The sequence below is a fragment of the Massilia timonae CCUG 45783 genome (assembly GCF_000315425.1).
GTDB classification, from domain to species: Bacteria; Pseudomonadota; Gammaproteobacteria; order Burkholderiales; family Burkholderiaceae_D; genus Telluria; species Telluria timonae.
In genome coordinates this window covers 13104-37037 of sequence record NZ_JH992926.1, presented here as the reverse complement: position 1 = coordinate 37037, position 23934 = coordinate 13104, and the positions used below count along the sequence as shown (strand labels likewise).

The 23934-nt window shown below is 67.8% G+C and carries 15 protein-coding genes; 10 read left to right on the top strand and 5 right to left on the bottom strand.

Annotated features, from left to right (window positions below; translation table 11 throughout):
* Positions 1 to 165: 165 nt before the first annotated feature.
* Together HMPREF9710_RS23020 and HMPREF9710_RS23015 are read right to left on the bottom strand one after the other, a co-directional pair.
* Positions 166 to 1767, bottom strand: a complete 1602-nt coding sequence (locus HMPREF9710_RS23020) for a phytoene desaturase family protein (protein ID WP_005670436.1) — start codon at positions 1765 to 1767, stop codon at positions 166 to 168.
* 104 nt (positions 1768 to 1871) lie between these two features.
* Positions 1872 to 4073 carry an OsmC domain/YcaO domain-containing protein gene (locus HMPREF9710_RS23015; RefSeq protein WP_005670434.1) on the bottom strand — a complete coding sequence of 734 codons (2202 nt, stop codon included), beginning with the start codon at positions 4071 to 4073 and terminating at the stop codon, positions 1872 to 1874.
* A gap of 258 nt (positions 4074 to 4331) precedes the next feature.
* Between HMPREF9710_RS23015 and HMPREF9710_RS23010 the strand changes: the two genes are divergently transcribed.
* The 5 genes from HMPREF9710_RS23010 to HMPREF9710_RS22990 all read left to right on the top strand — a co-directional run bounded on the left by HMPREF9710_RS23010 (position 4332) and on the right by HMPREF9710_RS22990 (position 10624).
* A complete protein-coding gene (locus HMPREF9710_RS23010) occupies positions 4332 to 5276 on the top strand; it encodes an alpha/beta hydrolase (RefSeq protein WP_229409918.1) in 945 nt (314 codons plus the stop codon).
* A gap of 74 nt (positions 5277 to 5350) precedes the next feature.
* Positions 5351 to 7192, top strand: a complete 1842-nt coding sequence (locus tag HMPREF9710_RS23005; protein WP_005670431.1) for a DEAD/DEAH box helicase — start codon at positions 5351 to 5353, stop codon at positions 7190 to 7192.
* A gap of 103 nt (positions 7193 to 7295) precedes the next feature.
* Positions 7296 to 7892 carry a TetR/AcrR family transcriptional regulator gene (locus tag HMPREF9710_RS23000; protein ID WP_005670428.1) on the top strand — a complete coding sequence of 199 codons (597 nt, stop codon included), beginning with the start codon at positions 7296 to 7298 and terminating at the stop codon, positions 7890 to 7892.
* A gap of 48 nt (positions 7893 to 7940) precedes the next feature.
* Entirely contained in the window at positions 7941 to 9392 is a 1452-nt protein-coding gene (locus HMPREF9710_RS22995) for an MFS transporter (RefSeq protein ID WP_005670427.1), read from the top strand.
* 239 nt (positions 9393 to 9631) lie between these two features.
* Positions 9632 to 10624, top strand: a complete 993-nt coding sequence (locus tag HMPREF9710_RS22990) for a site-specific integrase (protein WP_005670425.1) — start codon at positions 9632 to 9634, stop codon at positions 10622 to 10624.
* 18 nt (positions 10625 to 10642) lie between these two features.
* Here the strand turns inward: HMPREF9710_RS22990 and lldD are convergent, their stop codons facing one another.
* Entirely contained in the window at positions 10643 to 11776 is a 1134-nt protein-coding gene (gene lldD / locus HMPREF9710_RS22985; RefSeq protein WP_005670423.1) for an FMN-dependent L-lactate dehydrogenase LldD, read from the bottom strand.
* A 262-nt stretch (positions 11777 to 12038) separates the two neighbouring features.
* On the opposite strand from lldD, the gene HMPREF9710_RS22980 reads away from it, so the two are divergent.
* Genes HMPREF9710_RS22980 through HMPREF9710_RS22960 form a run of 5 tightly spaced genes read left to right on the top strand, consistent with a single transcriptional unit; the run spans position 12039 to position 20110 of the window.
* On the top strand, positions 12039 to 13913 hold the full coding sequence (locus tag HMPREF9710_RS22980) for a rhamnogalacturonan lyase (protein ID WP_005670421.1): 1875 nt from the start codon (positions 12039 to 12041) through the stop codon (positions 13911 to 13913).
* Positions 13914 to 13923: 10 nt separating this feature from the next.
* Positions 13924 to 15144, top strand: a complete 1221-nt coding sequence (locus HMPREF9710_RS22975; protein WP_005670418.1) for a DUF4861 family protein — start codon at positions 13924 to 13926, stop codon at positions 15142 to 15144.
* Positions 15145 to 15148: 4 nt separating this feature from the next.
* A complete protein-coding gene (locus HMPREF9710_RS22970) occupies positions 15149 to 17830 on the top strand; it encodes an exo-rhamnogalacturonan lyase family protein (protein ID WP_005670416.1) in 2682 nt (893 codons plus the stop codon).
* Between the two features lie 19 nt (positions 17831 to 17849).
* Positions 17850 to 19139 carry a rhamnogalacturonan acetylesterase gene (locus HMPREF9710_RS22965; RefSeq protein ID WP_005670415.1) on the top strand — a complete coding sequence of 430 codons (1290 nt, stop codon included), beginning with the start codon at positions 17850 to 17852 and terminating at the stop codon, positions 19137 to 19139.
* Positions 19136 to 20110, top strand: coding sequence for a glycoside hydrolase family 43 protein (locus HMPREF9710_RS22960; RefSeq protein WP_005670413.1), 975 nt, complete (start codon positions 19136 to 19138; stop codon positions 20108 to 20110). Before HMPREF9710_RS22965 ends, HMPREF9710_RS22960 begins: the two co-directional genes overlap by 4 nt.
* Before the next feature lie 9 nt (positions 20111 to 20119).
* Here the strand turns inward: HMPREF9710_RS22960 and HMPREF9710_RS22955 are convergent, their stop codons facing one another.
* Positions 20120 to 21544, bottom strand: a complete 1425-nt coding sequence (locus tag HMPREF9710_RS22955) for a glycoside hydrolase family 88/105 protein (RefSeq protein WP_005670411.1) — start codon at positions 21542 to 21544, stop codon at positions 20120 to 20122.
* A gap of 15 nt (positions 21545 to 21559) precedes the next feature.
* Complete coding sequence (locus HMPREF9710_RS22950) at positions 21560 to 23833, bottom strand: DUF6250 domain-containing protein (protein ID WP_005670409.1); 2274 nt, start codon at positions 23831 to 23833, stop codon at positions 21560 to 21562.
* Positions 23834 to 23934: the final 101 nt, after the last annotated feature.

Genomic DNA, 23934 nt, shown 5'->3' with positions numbered 1-23934 from the left:
CTGGCTCGCACCGGGCGAGCCAGCAAAGAGACTGCAGCGGACTAGGGTTACCTCAGAGAATCCGATCGGCCGACTGCGGTGATATATTAGGATTCCAACCCACCATGCACAACGGCCTGGCGGGTTTAGTCACCAAGTTGATCGAAGCGCCCTGGGTTGAGCTGCCTAGTCGGCCCGCTGCCTGAAGTCGCGCAGGATCTCACGCGCGGCGTTGTGGCCCGGCGCGCCGGTCACGCCGCCGCCGGGATGGGCGCCCGACCCGCAGGTGTACAGGCCGGGCACGGGACCGCGGTAGTCGGCATGGCCCAGCATCGGGCGCGCCGAGAACAGCTGGTCGAGTCCCAGCGCGCCGTGGAAGATGTCGCCGCCGACCAGGCCGAAGGTGCGCTCCAGGTCGAGCGGGCTCATGATCTGGCGGCCCAGCACCGCGCGCCTGAAGTTCGGCGCATGGCGGTCGACGGTGTCGATCATGAGGTCGGCCACCCGCTCGCGGTGATCGTCCCAGCTCGCGCCATCGGGGAGGTTCGGCGCGACGTGCTGGCAGAACAGGCTCGCCACGTGCTGCCCCGGCGGGGCCAGGGTCGGGTCGAGCGTCGACGGGATCAGGAGTTCGACGATCGGCGCCTGCGACCAGCCCGCGGCGCGGGCGTCGTGGTAGGCGCGCTCCATGTAATGCAGGCTGGGTGCGATGATGATGCCGCTGCCATGGTGTTCGGCCATCTCCTTGCCCGGCAGGCAGCGAAAGTCCGGCAGTTCGGACAGCGCGACGTTCATGCGGAAGGTGCCCGAACCGCAGCGCCATCCTTCCATGCGACGCAGGAAGTCGGCCGGCAGCGCGCCAGGGTCGACCAGCCGGGTGTACAGGAGGCGCGGATTGAGATTCGACACGACGGCGCGCGCATCGAACCGCTCGCCGTCGCCGGTGACGACGCCGGTGGCGCGGCCCTTGCGCACCACGACTTCGGCTACCGCGCAGCCGGTGCGGATCTCGACGCCGAGGGACTGCACCGCCTTCGCCATCGCCTGGGTGATGGCGCCCATGCCGCCGATCGCGTGGCCCCAGGCCCCCTTTTTTCCATTGACCTCGCCGAACACGTGGTGCAGCAGCACATAGGCCGACCCGGGGGTGTAGGGACTGGCGTAGTTGCCCACCACGCTGTCGAAACCATAGGCGGCCTTGATCGGATCGCTCTCGAACCAGCCGTCCAGGACGTCGCCGGCCGACTTGGTGAACAGGTCCAGCAGCTCGCGCTGGCTTGCGAGAGACAGCTTGCGCATGCGGTTGCCGATGCGGCCGGCCTTGAGCAGTTCGGGCAGCGCAGCGAGCCAGCCGCCCTCGACGCGGTTCGGCGGCGTCTGCAGCACCAGCTCGCGCAGCAGGTCGGCCGCGTCGTCCAGGTGCCGGTGGTAGTCGTCCAGGCGGGCGGCGTCGCGCTGCGAGAACCTGGCCACTTCAAGAGCGGTCCGCCCGGCGCCGACCTTCAGGTAGCGGCCATCCTCGAATGGGAGGAAGTTGGACAGCGGTCGTTCGACGATGCGCAGGCCGTGCCGGCCCAGTTCCATGTCGCGGATCACCTTGGGGTTGAGCAGCGAGACGGTGTAGGCGGCCACGGAGTTGCGAAAGCCGGGATGGAATTCCTCGGTGACCGCGGCGCCGCCGACGACGCCGCGCCGCTCGAGCAGCGTCACCTTCAAGCCGGCGCGGGCCAGATACCAGGCGCAGACCAGGCCGTTATGGCCGGCGCCGATGATGATTGCGTCGCGCATCTGGCGTCTCCCCGGAGCGTGCAAGCGAACACGACGATTCTAGCGAAGGAGTGGCTTGAAGGCAAAAAAAAGCCCCTGCGGACAGGGGCTGGATCATGCTGGCCTTACTTGGCTGCCGCCGCCTTGGCGCGCGCCGCGTGCAGCTTGCGGTAGCTGTCGATCAGGCGGCGGTGGCGATCGAGCCCTTCGAGCTGCATGCTGGTCGGGCTCAAGCCGTGGAAGCGCACGCTGCCGTCGACCGAGCCCAGCACCGCATCCATCCGCGTGTCGCCGAACATGCGGCGGAAGTTGACGACGTAGTCGTCGAGTTCCATCTCGTCGTCCAGCACCACCTCGAGCACCACGTTCAGCGCCTGGTAAAACAGGCCGCGCTCGACGGTGTTGTCGTTGTACTGCAGGAAGGCGCCGACCAGTTCGTGCGCGTCCTCGAAACGCTTCAGCGCGAGGTTGATCAACAGGCGCAGCTCGAGCACCGTCAGCTGGCCCCAGTCGGTGTTCTCGTCGAACTCGATGCCGATCAGGCTGGCGATATCGGAATACTCGTCCAGCTCATTGTTTTCCAGGCGTTCGAGCAAGGCCGCCAGGCTGTCGTCGTCCAGGCGGTGCAGGTTGAGGATGTCGGAACGGAACAGCAGCGATTTATTCGTGTTATCCCAGATCAGGTCTTCGACCGGATACACCTCGGAATAATCGGGCACCAGGATACGGCAGGCCACCGCGCCCAGCTGGTCGTACACGGCGGTGTAGACTTCCTTGCCCATCTCTTCGAGAATGGCGAGCAGGGTCGCGGCTTCCTCGGCGTTGGCGTTGTCGCCCTGCGCGCTGAAGTCCCACTCGACGAAATCGTAATCCGACTTGGCGCTGAAGAAGCGCCACGACACCACGCCGCTCGAATCGATGAAGTGCTCGACGAAGTTATACGGCTCGGTCACGGCTTCGCTGGCGAAGGTCGGCCGCGGCAGGTCGTTCAGGCCTTCGAAGCTGCGGCCCTGCAGCAGTTCGGTCAGGCTGCGTTCCAGCGCCACCTCGAAATTCGGGTGGGCGCCGAAGGACGCGAAGACGCCGCCGGTGCGCGGGTTCATCAGGGTCACGCACATCACCGGGTATTGGCCGCCCAGCGAGGCATCCTTGACCAGCACCGGGAAGCCCTGCTCTTCCAGGCCCTTGATGCCGGCCACGATGCCCGGGTATTTGGCCAGCACTTCTTGCGGCACGTCGGGCAAGGCCATCTCGCCTTCCAGGATCTCGCGCTTGACGGCGCGTTCGAAGATCTCGGACAGGCACTGCACCTGCGCTTCGGCCACCGTGTTACCGGCGCTCATGCCATTGCTGGCATATAGGTTCTCGACCAGGTTCGACGGGAAGTACACGACCTCGCCGTCCGAATGGCGCACGAAGGGCAGCGCGACGATGCCGCGCTCCACATTGCCCGAATTGGTGTCGATCAGGTGCGAGCCGCGCAATTCGCCATCGGGATCGTAGAACGACAGGCTGTATTCGTCGAGGATCCCTTCCGGCAGCGCATCGTCCGGGCCGGGCTTGAACCAGCGCTCGTTCGGATAATGCACGAAGTCGGCGTTGGCGATGTCCTCGCCCCAGAACACGCCGGCGTAGAAGTGGTTGTTGTTCAGGCGTTCGATGTATTCGCCGAGGGCTGACGCCAGCGCGCTTTCCTTGGTCGCGCCCTTGCCGTTGGTGAAGCACATCGGCGAATGCGCGTCGCGGATATGCAGCGACCATACATTGGGCACGATATTGCGCCACGACGCGATCTCGATCTTGATGCCCCAGCTGGCCAGCATGCCCGACATATTGGCGATGGTCTGTTCCAGCGGCAGGTCCTTGCCCGGGATGTAGGTACGCGATTGCGCGTCCGGCTGCAGGGTCAGCAGGGCCTGGGCGTCGGCGTCCAGGTTGGCCACTTCCTCGATCACGAATTCGGGGCCGGCCTGGACGACTTTCTTCACCGTGCAGCGCTCGATCGAGCGCAGGATGCCCTGGCGGTCCTTGTCGGAGATGTCGGCCGGGAGCTCGACCTGGATCTTGAAGATCTGCTGGTAACGGTTTTCCGGGTCGACGATATTGTTTTGCGACAGGCGGATATTCTCGGTCGGGATATTCCGGGTATTGCAGTACAACTTCACGAAATACGCGGCGCACAGGGCGGACGAGGCCAGGAAGTAATCGAAAGGCCCCGGCGCCGAACCATCGCCCTTGTAACGGATGGGCTGGTCGGCGATGACGGTGAAATCGTCGAACTTGGCTTCCAGGCGAAGCTTGTCGAGGAAGTTGACTTTAATTTCCATGGAAAAATCCAGATACGGTGGGAAAAATACAAAGCCCTGTCGGGACAGGGCTCATGGTCGCTTATTACAGTACCGAATTTCTCGTGGAGCGTCTCAGTTCGCTCGATCCGCTACTGCCAAGGATAGGCGCGTATTTTAACACGCAGGCGCTGCGTCGCCTCTGGCCGGATGGTTCATTCCAGTGCTTGCTCAGCCGTCACTGGGTTACTATAAGGATAATAATAATCAAGGATAATCATGCACACGACACGGAGACGCATGTTGAAACAGGTCGGGGCCGCCATGCTGGCCGCATCCACATCGGGGGCCGCGCTGTCAGCCGCGCCTGCATCGGCGGAAGGCTGGCCACCGGCGCCCGCCACGATCCCGCTCTGGCCCGAGGGCGTGCCCGGCGCCCGCGCCGGACTGGAACCGGAACGCTATGTCGACGGCAGGATCAGCCGGGTTTCCGAGCCCACCCTCACCGTCTATCTTCCCGCGGTCGACCGCGCCAACGGCAGCGCCGTCGTGATCTGTCCCGGCGGCGGCTACGAACGCCTGGCCATCGAGCGCGAAGGCGAACAGTATGCGCGCTGGCTAGCGGGCCTGGGCGTGACCGCCTTCGTGCTCAAGTACCGCATGCGGGAATTCGGCCATCCGGCGCCGCTGCAGGACGTGCTGCGCGCGGTGCGCCTGGTGCGCTCGCAGGCAGCCCAGTACAAGCTGCGGCCGGAGGGCATCGGCGTGATGGGCAGCTCGGCCGGCGGCCACCTCGCCGCCAGCGCGGGCACCCTGTTCGACCATCCGCTCGGACGCACCGGCGCCCCGCTCGACGCGGTCAGCGCGCGGCCCGACTTCCTGGTGCTGATGTACCCGGTGATCGCGCTCGAAGGACCGGCGGCGCACATGGGCTCGCGCAACGCCCTGCTAGGAGCGTCGCCGAGCGCGGCGGACGTGGAGCTGATGTCGGTCGCGCGCCAGGTCACGGCGCGCACGCCGCCGACCTTGCTGATCCATACCCAGGCCGATGCCGCCGTGCCGGTCGAGAACAGCATCCTGTTCTACCAGGCGCTCACGCGCGCCAAGGTGCCCGCCGAAATGTATGTGTTCGAGCATGGCGAGCATGGGATGGGCATGCGGCCCAATCTGGGCACCGCATCGGCGTGGCCGCGGCGCGCCGAGGAGTGGTTGCAGGCGCGTGGCTTGCTGGACCGGACGAAATAGGCGGTGGAGATTGGCGAGTTTTCGTGGTCGGGGCGTCGGGTAAAATGATTTTCTGAGTGAAACAAGGAGCGCACATGGCAACGCTGATACCTTCGATCGGCGCCTGCGCCTCGCGCATGACGCCAGGGGAGCGCCGCCTGGCGGCCCGTCTCGAAGACAAGCTGGAAGACGATTACCTGTGCTGGTACGACGTCTCGATCGGCGATCGCACCCAGCATCCCGATTTCGTCGTATTCCATCCACACCGCGGTCTGCTGGTGCTGGAAGTCAAGGACTGGCGCCTCGACACGATCCGCAGCATCGACAAGCAGGCCGTCGCGATCCTGGCGGGCGACGGCATCAAGCACGTGCAGAATCCCCTGGAACAGGCGCGTCAGTACATGTTCGCCGTTCTCAACAAGCTCGAACGCGACCCGCAATTGGTCTGGCCGAGCGGCTCGCTGAAAGGGAAGCCGTTCTTTCCCTATGGCCATGGCGTGGTGCTGACCAATATCAGCCGCAAGCAGTTCGACAAGGCCGAGCTGGGCGGCGTCCTGCCGGCCCACCTCGTCATCTGCCAGGACGAGATGACCGAAGCCGTGGACGCGGAAGCCTTCCAGCAGCGGCTGTGGCAGATGTTCCCCATCAAGTTCACGATGAAATTGACGTTGCCCCAGATCGACCGCATCCGCTGGCACATCTTTCCCGAGGTGCGTATTCCACCCCAGCCGGATGCGTTCGACGAACCGGGCCAGATGACGGTCGAACTGCCCGACGTCCTGCGCGTGATGGACCTGCAGCAGGAGCAGCTGGCGCGCAGCCTGGGCGAAGGGCACCGCGTCATCCACGGCGTCGCCGGTTCGGGCAAGACGCTGATCCTTGGTTACCGGGCCGAACACCTGGCGAAATCCTCGACGCGACCGATCCTGGTGCTGTGCTATAACAAGACGCTGGCAACCAAGCTCGCGAGCGTGATGGCGGCGAAAGGCTTGCAGGACAAGGTCCACGTGGCCACCTTCCATGCCTGGTGCGTGCGCCAGCTCGACGCCTATCACGCGGGCAAGCCGGTCAATGACGGCGATGCCAACGCCTTCTTCGAGGCCTGTGTGGAACGCGTGATCCGCTCGGTCGACCAGAAGCTGATCCCGCCGGCGCAGTACGACGCCGTGCTGGTCGACGAGGGCCACGACTTCAAGCCGGAATGGTTCAAGCTCGTGGTCCAGATGGTCCACCCGGACTCGAACTCGCTGCTGGTGCTGTACGACGATGCCCAGTCGATCTACGGCGACCGCAAGAAACCGCGGTTTTCGTTCTCCAGCGTCGGCATCCAGGCGCAAGGCCGCACCACCATCCTGAAGCTGAACTACCGCAATACGGCCGAGATCCTGGCGGTGGCGCGCGCCTTCGCCGACAACCTGCTGGCGCCAAGCGATGCCGAGGAGGACCAGGCCCCGACCGTGCTGCCGATGAGCGCCGGGCGCCGCGGCCCGAAGCCCCTGCTCATTACCTTGCCGACGCTGAAGGACGAGGCCGCGTTCCTGGCCGATCGCCTGGCCGAAGCCAATCGCCTGGGAATGCCATGGAACGACATGGCGGTCGTCTACCGCCGCTACGGCATCGGCAAGCTGCTCGTCGACGCCCTGGCGCACAAGGGCATCCCCTTCCAGTGGCAGCAGGATCGCAAGGGCTCGTTTGTCCCGGAACACGATAGCGTGAAACTGATCACCATGCACAGCAGCAAAGGGCTTGAATTCCCGCTCGTCTGCATCCCCGGCATCGGCGCGCCGGCCAGGGAGGGCGAGGATGACCGCGACGAGGCGCGGCTGCTGTATGTGGCGATGACCCGCGCCACGCAGGAACTGGTCATGACGCATAGCGACACCTCCCTGCTGTCGGAAAAAATGTCGGGGGCGATGGGTGTTTTGCGCGCGCTCTGAGCGTCGTTGAGCCGTGCAGCTCCCACGGTTGCATTCTTCTTGCGCGCGGTGCTAATATAGGAACCGATCGGTTCACATATTGACCAGCACCTCAGGATTATCGATGACAAATCATAGCGGCCTCGGTCGCCCCCGCGAATTCGAACTGGATGTCGCCGCGCGCGACGCGATGAACGTGTTCTGGGACCGGGGTTACGAAGGGGCTTCCCTGCCCGACCTGATCGAGGGCACGGGCCTGTCGCGCGGCAGCCTGTACAAGGCGTTCGGCGACAAGAAGGGCTTGCTGCTGGCCGCGCTCGACCTGTACATGGACAAAGGGCTGCAAGCCACCGCCGACCTCCTCTCCCGCCAGGGCTCCGCCAGGGAAGCGATCCGCGCTTCGCTGATGCGCCTTGCTGATCTCTCCTCAGGCGATGCCGGGCGGCGCGGATGCCTGATCGTGGCGATGGCCACCGAGGTCGGCACGCACGACCCGGACATCGCCGAACGCACCGGCCGCATGTTCCGCCGCCTGCAGCAACTGTATGCGCAGGCGATCGCGCGCGGCCAGGCGAGCGGCGAGATCGCGCCACGCGACCCGCAGGTGCTGGCCCATTTTCTTGTCTGCCAGATCCAGGGCATGCGCGTGCTGGGAAAGACCGGCGTTCCCGAAGCGGAGATGGTCGCAATCGTCGACACCGGCATGCGTCTTCTCGACTGAATTTTTTTTGTCTACTTTGGAACCGATTGGTTCCGTAAGGGGGATCCGATGACTCACACGACCTTACCCGAACCGCGCCGCTGGGCGATCTTCGCCGTCCTGCTGGTCGGTTCCTTCCTGCCGCCGCTGGACTTTTTCATCGTCAACGTGGCGCTGCCGTCGATCCAGTCCGAACTGGGCGCCCCGGCCTCGGCCGAGCAGCTCGTCATTTCATCCTACGCCGCGCTGTATGCGGTCGCCCTGATCAGCGGCGGACGCCTGGGCGATCTGTTCGGCCGTGGCCGGATCTTCCTCTTCGGGCTGGCCGGCTTCGCCGCCGCATCGCTGCTGTGCGGCCTGGCCTGGTCGCCGGCGGCGCTGATCGCCGGGCGCGCCTTGCAGGGGGTGACGGCCGCCATCATGGCGCCGCAGGCGCTCGCGTCGGTCCATGCGATCTTCCCGGAAGCCGAGAAGCCGCGCGCCCTCGGCCTGTACGGCGCCGTGTTCGGCCTGGCCTCCGTTATCGGACAGGCGCTGGGCGGCATCCTGATTGCACTGGACCTGTTCGGTATGGGCTGGCGCATGATCTTCCTCGTCAACCTGCCGGTGGCGATCCTGGTCCTGGCATTCGGCCTGCCCTTGCTGAAGGAAACGCGGGCGCCGCGCTCGAGCCGGCTGGATCCGGGCGGCACGGCGCTGTCGGTGCTCGCACTGGGCGCCCTGATCGTGCCGCTGATCGAAGGCCGGGAGGCGGGCTGGCCCTGGTGGTCCTGGCTGTGTCTGTGCGCCGGGCCCTTGCTGGCATGGTGCTTCTGGCGCTACCAAAGCGCGCTCGTCCGCGCAGGCGGCGCGCCGCTGGTCGATCCCACCGCGCTGCGCGCACCGGGCATGCGACGCGCGCTGGCGATCGCCTTACTGTTCTATGCACTGGCCGCCTTTTTCCTGCTGTTCTCGGTCTATCTGCAGAACGCGCTGCACGTGAGCGTCCTGGACGCCGGCCTGGTCTTCCTGCCGTTCGGCCTCGGCTACCTGCTCGGGCCCCTGGCAACGCCGTTCGGCAGGCGCCTCCTGGGCGAGTGGCTCAATCCGGTCGGCATGGCATTGCTGACAGCGGGCTTTGTCGGCCTGGCCGCGCTGGTGGCGGCGACGCCGGTAAGTGTCGCTCCGGCGGGGGCGACGCTGGCCGCCCTGCTCTTCGTCATCGGCTGCGGCCAGGGGCTGGCGCTGCCGTCGCTGATGCGGATGATCACCGGCCGCGTGGCGCCCGTCCATGCCGGGATGATCGCCGGCGTCGCAAGTTCGACCCTGCAAGTCGGCACTGCGCTCAGCGTGGCGCTGATCGGCGGCGTCTTCTACACCGTCCGCGGCGTGCATGACGACCCGGCGGCGATCACGGACGCCTTCACCGTCGCCATCCTGTGCATCGCCTGTTGTCTCGGCCTCGGCGCGGTGCTGGGCGCGACGCTGGCGCGCCAGGCGAGCGTCGCCCCGATCGTGACAGGCCGGACCAGCGGTGCGTAAGGCCGCCGACATCCGCGCCTTTTCTTGACGGCGCCCACGTGGCGCCATCTCAGGAGCGTCAGAACCGCCTTCTCTGCGCATGGAGCGTCCACAGGTCCCTCCTTTCCTGCAAGCCTTGTTGGGTAGTGTTAACTTTTCCGTAGTCGTCAGCGTTAGCTGATTCGTCTGAGTGACTGTCCTATGTTGGTTAGTTACGTTTTATGATATGGTGACGTCATCTCCACCCAACCCGTCTTGCCATGCACACCGCCACTTCATGGGACGCCGACCCGGTCAAATCCTTCAAGGCATTCATATCGACCACGGCCTTTGCCGAAACCGGCCGGCGCCAGCGCGCCGACGGCACGCTGCGGGTGCTGTCGGCCGAGTCGGCAAAGATCTATCTCTTCATGTTCAACAACCTGGCCGGCTGGCTGCAGGAACAGGGACTCACCTTCTCCAGGGTGTCGAAGGCCGACCTGCTGCGCTTCATCGGCCGCACGGTCAAGGGCAAGCGCATCCTGAACAGCAAGATCGCCTACCGCTACCTGCGCCTGCTGGAACGCTGTTACGAACACCTCGGGGTCTTGCCCAATCCGGCGCAGGAGGCGATCCTCGGCATCGACCGCGCCCACATGGCGAAGGACGAGGCCGGACGCACCCTGTCGGAAGACCAGCTGCAGCGCTTCTTCGCCGCGCTGCCGGCCGAAGCGCCGCGGCGGCGTCGCAACACGCCATTCGATGGCTGGAAACGCCGGCGCGACCGCGCCATGCAGGTCGTCATCGCCCTGGCGGGACTGAAGGTATCGGAAGCGGTCGGCCTCCTGACCGCGGAAGTCGGACGCCAGGCGTCGATCGACGGGGCGATCGTGCTGACGATCACCCCGGAGGAAAAGCACGACACCAGCCACGAACACGAGGTCGCCCTCCCCCGCGAAGGCGCCGACGAGCTGCGCGCGTGGATGGAGGAACGCGAAGCGATGGCGATCCCGGGCGAATTCGTGTTCCCGGCCAACCTGACCGGCGCCAGGATAACCAGGAAAACCGTGTACATGCAGATGCGGGCCACCTTCGAACGGGCCGGCATGGACTTGTCGCGCTCCGGCGGGCGCACCTTGCGCAACACCTTCGCCAAGCGCCAGCTGGACGCGGGCGCGAGCCCGGACGAGCTGAAGGACGTGCTGGGCCTGGCGCTCGAACGTTCCGCCGCCGACTACCAGCTCACGCGCGTGCGCCCCGATCCGCAAGAGTGAGCGGGGCCTGAAGCAAGGTCAGGCCGCCAGCAGGTGCGGCCCGATCTCGTCTACCTTGCGCACGCCGGTCAGGACCATATTGGTGCGCAAGTCCTTTTCCATGATCTGCAGCAGGCGCTCGACCCCGGCCTGGCCTTGCGTGGCCAGCGCATAGACGAAGGCGCGCCCCAGCAGGACGCCGTCCGCCCCCAGCGCCAGCATGCGGAACACATCGGTCCCGGTGCGCACGCCGCCGTCGGCGAAGATCGTCATCCGTCCCTTGACCTCGGCCGCGATGGCCGGCAGCACCGAAGCGCTCGACGGCGCGCCATCGAGCTGGCGGCCGCCATGGTTCGACACCACGATGCCGTCGGCGCCGAAGGCCAGCGCATCGCGCGCATCTTCCGGATCGAGGATGCCCTTGATGACCAGCTTGCCCCGCCACTCGTCGCGGATCCATTGCAGGTCGGGCCAGGCGATGCCGGGGTCGAAATTGGCGCCGAGCCAGCCGATGTAGTCGGCCAGGCCGGTGGCGCTGCCGCGATAGGCCGTGATGTTGCCCAGGTCGTGCGGACGGCCGAACAGCCCCACGTCCCAGGCCCAGCGCGGATGCAGCACGGCCTGCAGCATGCGCCGCAGCGGCGCGTTCGGCCCGCTCATGCCGCTGTGGGCGTCGCGGTAGCGCGCGCCGGGCACCGGCATGTCGACCGTGAACACCAGGGTGCGCGAGCCGAGATCCCATGCGCGGCGCATCACGTCGCGCATGAAGCCGCGGTCCTTGAGCACGTACAGCTGGAACCAGATCGGGTGCGCGGCCTGGGCCGCCACCTCGGCCAGCGGGCACACCGAGACGGTCGACTGGATGAACGGGATGTTGCGGTGGCAGGCGGCGCGCACCGCCTGCACCTCGCCGCGCCGGGCGTACATGCCGGTCAGGCCGACCGGCGCCAGCGCGATCGGCAGCGAATAGCCTTCGCCGAACCACTGCACGTTCAAATCGAGCTGCTCGGAGCCGCGCAGCACGCGCTGGCGCAGCCTGATCGCCTGCAGGTCGTCGACGTTGCTGCGCAGGGTCTGCTCGGCGCCCGCGCCGCCGTCGAGGTAGTGGAACAGGAAGGGTGGCAGCCGGCGGCGCGCGGCCTGGCGGAAGTCGGTGGCGGACGAAATGATCATGTACGGATACTGGATGAGCAGATGAGCGGATCGAATCCGCAGTCTACGCCGTCGCGCGCATCCTCGTCCATCCAGGGGCCCGGGATAATCAGCGTCCTGAGCGCGCACGCCGCATTGACATGCAGGGCAAACGCTCAAGCGCCTGATTAAATGGACCGCAGGGCCGCCCGCCCGTTGACACTTCCCGAACGGAAAATGAATACTCGGCCGGACACGCCTTGATCGGACCAGGGCGCAGACCAGGACGCAGACCAGGACAACGATGGCATCCATTCCCCCTTACCAGAAACTGAAACGCGGCGCGGCCCTCGCGCTGCTGGCGCTGGCCTGCGCTGCCTGCGCCACCCCGAGCCGCCAGCTCGAGCCGCTCGATCGCGGCGTCGTCGCGATCCACACCGGCGCGGGCAATTTCGTCAGCTGGCGCGCGCTCGGCCCGGAAGACCCGGCCACCACCTTCAACCTGTACCGCGACGGCGTGCGCATCAATGCCACGCCGCTGACCGCGACCAACTTCGTCGATGCGGGCGCCTCCGCCAGCGCGGCCTACAGCGTACGCGCGGTCAGCAAGGGAGCCGAAAGCGCGATCGACGGGCGCGCCGGCGCCACCTGGCCGCAGCCGTTCAAGACCATCCCCTTGCGCAAACCCGCGGGCGGCGTCACCCCGGATGGCGAGGCCTATACCTATGGCGTGAACGACGGTTCCGCCGCCGACCTCGATGGCGACGGCGTCTATGAATTGCTGGTCAAGTGGCAGCCGAGCAACGCCCACGACAACGCCCATCGTGGCTACACCGGTTCGACCTTCATCGATGCCTACCGCCTGGACGGCACGTTCATGTGGCGCATCGACCTGGGCAGGAACATCCGCGCCGGCGCCCACTACACGACCTATCTCGCCTTCGACTTCGACGGCGACGGCCGCGCCGAACTGATGGCCAAGACCGCCGACGGCGCCGTCGACGGCGCCGGCAAGGCCATCGGCGACCCGGCGGCGGACCACCGCAACAAGGACGGCTACATCCTGGCCGGCCCGGAATTCCTGACCGTGTTCGACGGCCGCACCGGCGCCGCCCTGGCCAGCACCGACTACGCGCCGCCGCGCGGCGACGTCGCGGCCTGGGGAGATGCGCACGGCAACCGGGTCGACCGCTTCCTGGGCGGCGTGGCCTATCTCGACGGCGCGCGTCCGAGCGCCGTGTTCGCGCGCGGCTACTATACCCGCGCCGTGCTGGCGGCCTGGGACTGGCGCGACAACCGGCTCACCCGGCGCTGGGTATTCGACAGCGACCTGCCCGCCAATGCGGCCGCCGCCGGCCAGGGCGCGCACTGGATGGCCGTGGCCGACGCCGACGGCGACGGCCGCGACGACATCGTCTACGGCGCCGCCACCATCAGGAGCGACGGCGCGCTGATGTACAGCACCGGCCTGTGCCACGGCGACGCCCTGCACGTCGGCAAGCACGACCCGGGCCGGCCGGGCCTGCAGGTATTCATGGTGCATGAGTCGCCCTCTTGCTACAAGGGCCACGGCGCCGAGATGCACGACGCCGCCACCGGCCAGGTCTTGTGGGGCATCGCCAGCAGCATCGACGTGGGACGCGGCATCTGCATGGACATCGATCCCGCGCATCCGGGCAACGAGTGCTGGGCCGCGATCGGCGGCATCAACAACCCGGCTGGCGGCCTGGTGAACGCTGCCGGCGCGCAGATCTCGCCCGTGCGCCCGCGCGCCTTCAACTTCGGCCTGTGGTGGGATGGCGACCTGCTGCGCGAGTCGCTCGACGGCACCCGGATCGAAAAATGGAACCCGCAGGCGCAGCGCCTCGAGCCGCTCCTCGACGGGGCGAAGCATGGCGCGGCCTCGATCAACGGCACCAAGGCCAATCCCGTGCTGTCGGCCGACCTGTTCGGCGACTGGCGCGAAGAAGTGGTCTGGCGCGGCGCCGACGACGCGGCGCTGCTGGTGTTCTCCACCACGGCGCCGACCCGGCACCGCATCCCGACCCTGATGCACGACACCCAGTACCGGGTGCAGGTGGCGGCGCAGAATGCCGCCTACAACCAGCCGCCCCACCCCAGCTTCTTCCTCGGCGAAGGCATGACGCTGCCGCTGCAGGTTTCCGATCAATCCAGATAACGCCCTTGACATGACTGTTCGCCTTTCCCTTCCCCTCGCCGCCCTCGCCACCCTGCTCACCTTCGACGCCCGCGCCTTTGATCGCCTGAGCGTGACCGCCAGCCATGCGCTGGACATCGCCCGGCCGGCCGAAACGATCTCGATTCCCTGGGCTAGAATCAACGAGGCCCTGCCGCAGGCCCGATCGCAGCAGCTCGTGATCAAGGACGGGGCCGGCCGCACCCTGGCCTATCAGGTGACCAATGTCGCGGCCACCGCCAAGGACCCGCAGATGATCGGCGCCGCCTATGGCGAGCTGCTGTTCCAGTACGACTTCAAGGCCGGCGAGAAATCGGCCACCTTCAGCATCGAGAAGGCCGGGGCCACCGTGCCGCCCTTCCCGCCCAAGACCTATGCGCGCTTCGTGCAGGAGCGGCTCGACGACTTCGCCTGGGAAAACGACAAGCTGGCGCACCGCGCCTATGGCCCGGCGCTCAAGGCGCCGGCGCCGCCCGGCAGCGACAAGGAAGTGCTGGTCACCAGCGGCCTCGATATCTGGTTCAAGCGGGTGCCGTATCCGATCGTCGACCGCTGGTACAACATCGGCCACGACCACTACCACGTCGACCAGGGCGAAGGCATCGACATGTACAACGTCGGCCCCACCCGCGGCGCCGGCGGCACCGGCATCTGGGACGGCAAGCAGCTCCACGTCGGCGCCAACTACCGCGAGTGGCGGATCCTGGCCAACGGCCCGATCCGCACCGTGTTCGAACTGCACTACGACGCCTGGGACGCGGGCGGCGCCAAGGTGTCCGAGGTCAAGCGCTTCACGGTCGACGCCGGGCGCTGGTTCGACCGCATCGACAGCACCTTCACCTTCAGCGGCCCGGCCACGCTCGACGCCGCCGTCGGGCTGCACAAGAACCCGAGCGACAAGGGCCAGGAAGTCAAAGTCGACTTCGCCCAGAACAAGGCGGAAGGCAGCCTGGTGCAATGGGTCACCCAGCGCAGCTTCGGCGACTTCGGCGTGGCGGTGATCGTGCCGTCGGCCTCGGGCTTCGCCGCCGACGCGCGCAACGGCCTGGTGACGGCGCCGGTCACATCGGGCCAGCCCCTGCGCTACTATGTCGGGGCCGCCTGGACCCGCGGCAGCCCGTTCGCGACCCAGGCGCAGTGGCAGCAGCAGGTCGCCGACGAGGCGCTGCGCCTGCGTTCGCCGGTGAGCGTGAGCCTGGCCGCGGGACGCTGACAGCATGGCGCCGCTGTCCCGCCGCAGCTTCTTCAAGACCGGAGCCCTGGCCGCCGCCTTGCCGCTGGGCCTGAACGCGGGGCAGGCCGATGCTGCGCCGGCCGCCCCGGCCGCACCGGGGAAGGTGGATCTATCCTGGCTCGAAGGCAGGCCTGCCTTGCTGACCGGCGCCACCTTCGGCGTGCCCTGGCCACGCGGCGCGCTCCCCAGGGACCAGGCCTTCGTCCTGTCCGGCGACGGGCAAGACCTGCCCTGCCAGAGCTGGCCCCTGGCCTACTGGCCGGACGGTTCGCTGAAGTGGAGCGCGCACGCGTTGCCGCCGATGGATGCGGCGCCGGAGCGCCTGCGCCTGCGGCCCGGCAGTTCCGGCGCCACGGGCGGCAAGCGAGTGACGGTCAGGGAAAGCCCGGACGCCATCGTGATCGACACCGGCGTCATCGAGTGCGCCATCCCGCGCCAGGGCGCCGACATCGTGCGCAGCCTGCGCCGTGGAGGGCGCGAGATCGCGCGCGCCGGCAAGCTGGTCGCCCTGAGCGACGACAGCCCTGACGGCAGCACCCGGCAGACGGCCTACGAGAGCCGGCTGCAGCGCGTCACGCTCGAACAGCGCGGACCCGTGCGCTGCGTGGCAAAAGTCGAGGGCATGCACCGCGCCCGGGATGGCGACCGTTCCTGGCTGCCGTTCACGCTACGCCTGTATTTCTACGCCGGCGCCGAATCGGTGCGCATCATGCACACCTTCGTGTTCGACGGCGACGAGCAGAAGGATTTCGTGCGCGGCCTCGGCCTGCGCTTCGACGTGCCGCTGGTCGACGCTCCGCACGACCGCCACGTGCGCTTCGGCGGCGAGGCTGGCGGCCTGTGGGCCGAGGGCGTGCGCAATCTCACCGGCTTGCGGCGCGATCCCGGCGAAGCGGTGCGCAAGGCGCAGCTGGCCGGCCAGGCGGTGCCGCCGATCGCCGAGCGCGTGAACAAGTCGCTGCACCTGATCCCGGCCTGGGGTGACTACAGCCTGGCGCAGCTTTCTCCCGACAGCTTCCGCATCCGCAAGCGGACCAAGGCAGGCCATGGCTGGATCGACGCGGCCTGGGGCCGGCGCGCGCCGGGCCTGGGCTATATCGGCGGCGCCAGCGGCGGCCTGGCCTTCGGCATGCGCGACTTCTGGCAGCGCCATCCGACCCAGCTCGACATCCGCAACGCGCAGACGGACGCCGCCCAGGTCACGCTGTGGATCTGGGCGCCGGATGCGCCGGCGATGGACTTGCGCTTTTATCACGACGGCATGGGCATGCAGACCCATGCCGACGAGCTGCAGGCGCTGGACGTCACCTACGAGGATTACGAAAAAGGCTTCGGCACGCCGGTCGGCGTGGCGCGCAGCAGTGAATTCACGCTGTGGGCGCTGGACACGACGCCGGCGCGCCAGCAGCTGGTGCGCATGGCGGCCCATGTGCAGTCGCCGCCGCAGCTGTGCGCGGCGCCAGCCCACATCCTGGCCACGCGCGCCTTCGGCAACCTGTATGCGCTGCCGGACCGCTCGACCCCGGCCAAGGCGCACATCGAAGACAGGCTCGACGCCCACTTCGCCTTCTACCGCGACGAGGTCGAGCAGCGCCGCTGGTACGGCTTCTGGGACCATGGCGACGTGCGCCACACCTACGATCATGATCGCCACGAATGGCGCTACGACGTCGGCGGCTATGCCTGGGCCAATTCGGAACTCTCACCCGACCTGTGGCTGTGGTACGCTTTTCTGCGCAGCGGCCGCGCCGACATCTTCCGCATGGGCGAAGCCATGGTGCGCCACACCACGGACGTGGACACCTACCACCTGGGCCGCTTTGCCGGCCTGGGCACGCGCCACAACGTCCAGCACTGGGGCTGCAGCGCCAAGCAGGTGCGCATCAGCACCGCGGTCTACCGCCGCATGTACTATTACCTGACGGCCGACGAGCGCACCGGCGACGTCATGCGCGAACTGCTGGACGCCGACCTGCGCCTGGACGCGGTCGACCCGGTGCGCAAGCTCCCGAACCAGCCGCCCAAGGGCCCGTATCCGGTGCGCGCCAGCTTCGGCACCGACTGGGCCTCGCTGGCGGCCAACTGGCTCACCGAATGGGAACGCAGCGGCGACACCCGCCACCGCGACAAGATCCTGACCGGCATGCGCGACATCGCGGCCATGCCGCACGGTTTCTTCAGCGGCGAACGCATGGGTTACGAGCCCCGCACCGGTCGCCTGCACAATATGGCCGGCGACAGCGTCAAGGCCTCGCACCTGAACGCCGTGTTCGGGGCCGTGGAAGTGTTCGACGAACTGATCGCCCTTACCGGCGACCAGGCCTTCGAACGCGCCTGGCTCGACTACTGCGCCCTGTACAACGCGCCCAAGGGCGAGCAGCAGCGCCGCCTGGGCCAGCCGCATGGCGGCTCCGACGTGCTGGTGATCGGCCACTCGCGCCTGACGGCGTATGCGGCCTGGCGCCGCAAGGACCCGGCGCTGGCGCGCCGCGCCTGGGCCGAATTCGCGCACGCCCGCCCTTATCCGCCCTCCGTGGCGACCAGGGTCCTTGGCGCGGCCACGCTCAATCCAGTCATGGAGGTGCCGTGGGCCACGACCAACGACACCGCGCAATGGGGCCTGGCCGCGATCCAGAACCTGGCGCTGATCGGTGACGCCCTCTGACCCTTCGATGCGATTCGCCATGACCCACACTTTCCATGCATTCTGCCTGGCGGCCGGCGCGCTGCTGGCCGCCGACGTGCACGCCGCCGCGCCGACCCGGTTCGTGTTCGGCGACGCCGAGGCGCCCGCCGGCCACACCCGCGTCGCGCCTGGTGCGCCCTACGACGCGGCGCGCGGCTACGGCTTCGAGGATGGCGGCCACTATTTCTCGGTCCGCCTCCCGGAGGGCAACTACGCGGTCACCGTCGTCCTGGGCCATGCCACGCAGCCGACGGCGACCACGATAAAATCCGAGCTGCGCCGGCTGATGCTCGAAAACGTGCCGGCGGCGGCCGGACAGCGCGTGCTGCGCACCTTCGTCGCCAATGTGCGCACCGCGCGCATCGCCCCCGTGCCTGGCGTCGCGGCCGGCGCGGTCGCCCTCAAGGCCCCGCGCGAAACCGAGTCCGAAGCCTGGAACTGGGACGAGCGCCTGACCCTGGAATTCAATGGCGAGCCAAACGCCGTCCAGCGCATCGAGATCGTGCCGGCCAGGGTGCCGACCATCTTCCTGCTGGGCGACTCGACCGTGAGCGACCAGCCGGGCGAACCGTACAACAGCTGGGGCCAGATGCTGCCGCGCTTCTTCGGACCCCGGGTCGCGGTGTCGAACCACGCGCAGTCGGGCGAGACCTACCGCGACTCGCTGGCGCGCCGCCGCATCGACAAGATCCTGAGCATGATGCAGCCGGGCGACCTGCTCCTGATGCAGTTCGGGCACAACGACCAGAAGCAGGTCAAGGACGGGCGCAGCGGCCCGTTCACGACCTACAAGGCCGAGATCAGGGCCCATGTGGACATGGCGCGTGCGCGCGGCGGCCTGCCGGTGATCGTCTCGCCGGTCGAGCGCCGCGCCTTCGACGCGGCGGGCCAGGTCAGGCCCACGCTCAGCGACTATGCCGAGGCCGCGCGCCAGGCGGTGCGCGAACTCCGGGTGCCGTTCATCGACCTCAACGCGATGAGCAAGACCTTGTACGCCGCGCTCGGGGTGGAGGGCTCGAAGGCGGCGTTTGCCTCACCCGCCCCGGGAAAGCTGGACAACACCCACCACAACCCATATGGCAGCTACCTGCTGGCCAAGGCAGTGGCGCTGGGCATGCGCGAGGCGAAGCTTGCGCTGGCCGCCCACCTCGTCCCCGACTTTCGCTTCGACCCGGCCCATCCCGATCCGGTGGCCGGCTTCACGGCGCCGCCCAGCCCCGGACGCACGCAACCACGACCGCTCGGCGACGACGGGCAGCGCGAAGTGACCAGCGGAGCTGCTCGATGAAGCGCCGTACCACCCTGGCCCTGCTGGCTGGCGGCCTGCTCGGCGGCTGCGCCGGCCCGCTGCCGGCCAGCCGGAGCGACGGCGACCAGGCCTACCTGTTCTCTTACTTCCTGGGCAACGGCGCCGACGGCCTGCATTTTGCCGCCAGCCGCGACGGCTACCAGTGGGAAGCGCTGCGCGGCGGCGCCAGCTTCCTGGCGCCCACCGTCGGCCCGACCAAACTGATGCGCGACCCGTGCATCGAACGCGGTCCGGACGGCCTGTTCCACATGGTCTGGACCAGCGGCTGGAACGACACCGGCATCGGCTACGCCTCCTCGCCCGACCTGGTGCAATGGTCGGGCCAGCGCAGCCTGCCGGTGATGGCGCACGAACCGGGCGCGCTCAACGCCTGGGCACCAGAAATATTCCACGACGCCGGACGCGCGCATTTCCTGATCCTGTGGTCGTCGACGATCCCGGGCCGCTTCCCGCATACCGAGGCCGGCGGCGACGCTGCCGGCGACAAGAGGTACGACCACCGCATCTACGCCACCACCACGAAGGATTTCGCCAGCTTCACGCCGACGCGGCTATTCTACGATCCGGGCTTCTCGGTGATCGACGCCACCTTCGTCCGGGCGCTGGGGCGCGAGTGGCTGGTGGTGAAGGACGAGACCCGCCATCCTCCCCGCAAATACCTGCAGGTCGCACAGGCGGCCAGCCTGGAAGGCCCGTTCGGACCATTGAGCGCGCCGGTCACGCCGGCCGGCCTGTGGGCCGAGGGACCGAGCGCGCTGCAGGTCGGGGACGAGGTGCTGCTGTACTTCGACGCCTACACCGCCGGCCACTACGGCGCGCTGCGCTCGCGCGACATGCTGCACTGGGAAGACGTCAGCACGCGCATGCGCTTTCCGCGCAAGATGCGCCACGGGACCGCGTTCGCGGCCCCGGCCAGCCTGGTGGAGCGGCTCAGGGCGCTGGCGCCCTGAGAGGGAGGCTCAGTCGCGGCCGCCCTGGAACATCAGGCCGCTATCGTTCAAGCCGAACTTGAACTTCTTGTTCATCTCGATGATCTCGGCGCCGGCCAGCAGGGTCGGACCATATCCGTGCGCCGCCTTGACGCTGGTCGGGCGATAAGCATAGAACGCCGGATCAAAGGCCATGCCGGTGCCCACGCAGATTCCCTCGATCTGGCCATTCTGCGTCACCTTGCTGGCCACGGCGTTCCAGGCCAGGTTGGCCATCGGGCCATACATCTCCGGTTCGACATAGCCGCGGTTGACCGCGCGCGCGATCGCGTAGGCATAGATCGCGGTGGCGGAGGTCTCCTGGTAGGTGTCGTTGCGGTCGATCAGCTGGTGCCAGAAGCCGTCGCGGCTCTGGTAGCCGGCCAGCCCGCGGATGTGGGCGCGCAGCTGTTCGAGCACGGCGTTGTAACCCTTGTGGGTCTTCGGCAGCACTTCGAGCACCTCGACCATCGACATCACCGCCCAGCCGTTGGCGCGGGCCCAGCGCAGCTCGGGATGATCGCGCTTGCCCTCGACGTAGCCGTGCATGTAGATGCCGAGCCTGGGGTTGAACATGCGCTTGGAGAACTGCTGCACCTGGCGCACCGCGTCGTCGTAGTACCTGGCCTCGCCCGTGGTCTTGCCCAGGTAGGCCATGGTCGGCACGCCCATGAACATATCGTCCAGCCACAGGGTGTCCGGCAGCGGGCGCATCTTGCGGCCGCCCTTGCCGTCCGGGCCGCCGCGCGCCAGCGTGCCGTCCTTCAGGCGGTATTCCTTGTTGGTGACGAAGTCGCCGCACACGCCGATCATCTGGCCGTAATCGACCTTGGAGCCGGCCACCCTGGCCTTCATGAAGCTGTGGCACAGCGCGCCGGCATCGTCCAGCGCGTGCGGGTTCAGGAAGCTCTTGATCGGCGCATGCGCGTTCTGCGCATCGGCCTTCACTACCGGCAGGTAGGCGCGGGTCAATTGAGACAGAAGAGTGTGGCGCCTGGTCACGTACTCCTGGTAGCGGGCGTCGCCGGTGGCCTGGGCCGCGGCCAGCATGCCGATATAGGTCACGCCCCACTCGTAGCTGGTCAGGCGGAAGTCGCCGGGCTTGAGCACCGCGTTCGGGTCGGCCTTCGTTACGTCGGTGATGGCGGCGCCCGTGGTCTTGTCGATCAGTTCAGCGGGCGTCGTGCGGTCGAGGTAGGCGAACACGCGGTCGAGCACGGCCTTGACCTCGGCCGCTTCCATGGCGCGGTACGGCGTCGGGTAAGTCACCTCCAGCGCGTGCAGCATGGCGTCGGCCGGCGCCGGTCCTTTTTCCTGCGGCGGCGGCGCGTCCTGCGCGATCGCGCCCAGGGAGAACGGGAACAGGCCCGCCACGAGAATGGCCATCAGGGTGTGGCGCGGCTTGGGGGAATGCATCGGTGAAGTCTCCTTTTATTGGATTTGGTGGATGGTCAGTCCGTCGATCGTCTGGCGCGACCACGTGGTGCGAAAACCGACATACCCGCGCGTGAGCGGCCGCGGGTCGTAATACGTAAACAGGTCTCGGCCGTCCACGCGCATGCGCGTGCAGCCATCGCGCACCGCGATCTCGACGCGATAGTCGCGGTTCGGCTCGAGCAGGAAGTCGCGGCCCAGGCGCTCGGCGACCAGCTCGCGCTTGCCGTCGCTGTAGCGCCGCATCCGCGTGGTGGTGTTGCCGTTGCCGCCCATGCCGGCGTAATACAGTTCCAGGTCGTCATAGTCCTCGAACTTGCCGGAGCGGGTGAAGAGCGAGGCCCGCGCCGGATCGCGCGCCATCCAGAACTGGTTGAGGTCCGACAGGCGGTCGTTCGGCCCGCCGTCCACCACCACCCGGCGCGTGTAGGCGATCAGGAGATTGCCCGACAGGGGCTTGTCGAGCCACACGGTGGCGCCCGAATCGACGTCGATCAGCAGGCGGCCGTCGCGGTTGGCGACGATGTTGCCGGGTTTGCGCACATATTCGCTCACATAGCCGCTCAATGGGCCATCGAAATCGTCCCGGTGCAGCAAGGCGCCGCGCTCGCCCCAGCGCACGCAGGCCTGCGGCGAAAAATAAGGCCCCAGCGGATCGCCCGGCAACGCGGCCAGGCCGGCGACGACCTGGCGCGCGTTGAATTCGGCGCCTGCCGCGTTGGTATGGGTGCGGGCGTCCGAGAAGAAGGTGTCGACGGTGGCCGCCCCAATATCGCGATAGGCGTCCGAAACCAGCATCGTCAAGTCCATGAAGTGTGCGCCGCCGGCCGCGGCCACTTGCCTGCCCCAGTCGGCGATGTTGGCGAAGTCTCGCTCGCCCTGCCACTTGTCGCGGTGCGGGATGGGCGAGGCGATGACGACGGTGGCGCCTTTCTCCCTGGCGTCGGCGACGTAACGCGCCATATACCAGCCGAAGCTGTGCACCTGTTCCTTGCTGCCGTCGGGCCGGGTATCCTCGACCGTCTCGGGGCCGATGCCCGGAACCGAGGCGCGGTTCTTCGAGGCCGGGTCGCCGATGCGGCCCCCGTCGTTATGACCGAACTGGATCAGCACCACGTCGCCGCGCCTGAGCTGCGCCCTGACCCGCTCCCAGCGGCCCTCGGTGAAGAAGGTGCGGCTGCTGCGGCCGCCGATCGCGGCATTGACCACATTGATCTTGCCGGCGTCGAAATACGGCGCGATGCGCTCGCCCCAGCCGATCGCCCCGTTCTGTCCACCGCTCCTGACGGTTGAATCGCCGACCAGGAACAGGGTCGGCAAGGTCGGATCGCGCGCCGCCTCGTCGCGCACGGCGCGCGCATCGGCCACCAAGCGCACGTCTTCCACCGGTTTGAGGAAGGTCTTCATGCGCGGATCGCCCAGCTTCGCCAGCTCGAGCGCCACCACCTGGGCGTTCAGCACGGCGCCGGCCCAGTTGGTGTGGATGCGCTCGTCCGGCACGGTGGCCGGGAACAGTGCCATGACCGCGTCACGTCCCATCGCGTCGTAGCGCCCCGCCACGATCTCGTTCAGGTCGATGAAGCCCACCTGTTCGCTGCGCGCCACCTCGGCCGCCCAGCCAGCGTAATCGGCGCGGTTACGGCGCACCTTGCCCCCATCGTCGTTCCAGGCCTTGCGCGGGACCAGCGAGGCGACTACCGGCGTCGCCCCCTTGGCGCGGATGTCGGCGATGTACTTGCGCAGGTACCAGCCGTAGCTGTGCACCGTCTCGCGCTGGCCGGTCAGGAGGTTGTCGATCTCGGTGGATTCAATGCCCACGCCGCGCAGCGTGCCGCGCGCACGCTTGTCGTCGTTGACCGGCGAGGCGTCGTTGTGCCCGAACTGCATGATGACGACGTCGCCCGGCTTGACCAGGGCCAGCGTGCGCTCCCAATGGCCGCTGCTGATATAAGTGCGGCTGGACAGGCCGCCCACGGCGCGGTTCACCAGGTTGACGCGCGCCGCATCGACGTGGGCCGCCAGCGGATTCCCCCAGCCCCACTGCCCCTGCGCGCCCTTGCCCTGGCCGTCGTCGTGGCCGTTGCGCACGGTGGAGTCGCCGATCAGGATGATCGAAGGCAGGGCCGGGTTGGCCGGTTCCGGCAGCACGACCCGGGCGCGCGCGGGGTCGGTATTCACGGCGGCGGCCGGGCCTTGCGCATGGCTTGATGCCATGACGCAGGCCAGCGCCAGCCATACCAGTATCCGCTGCAGGGCGCGCGAAACAGTCATTGCCACGGTCTCCGTCGGTCGTTGTTATAGGCAGATTCTATGCGGCGTAATCAGCCGCGGCGGTCAAACCGCAGAAAGAATCAGCAATATGATTGGAAATG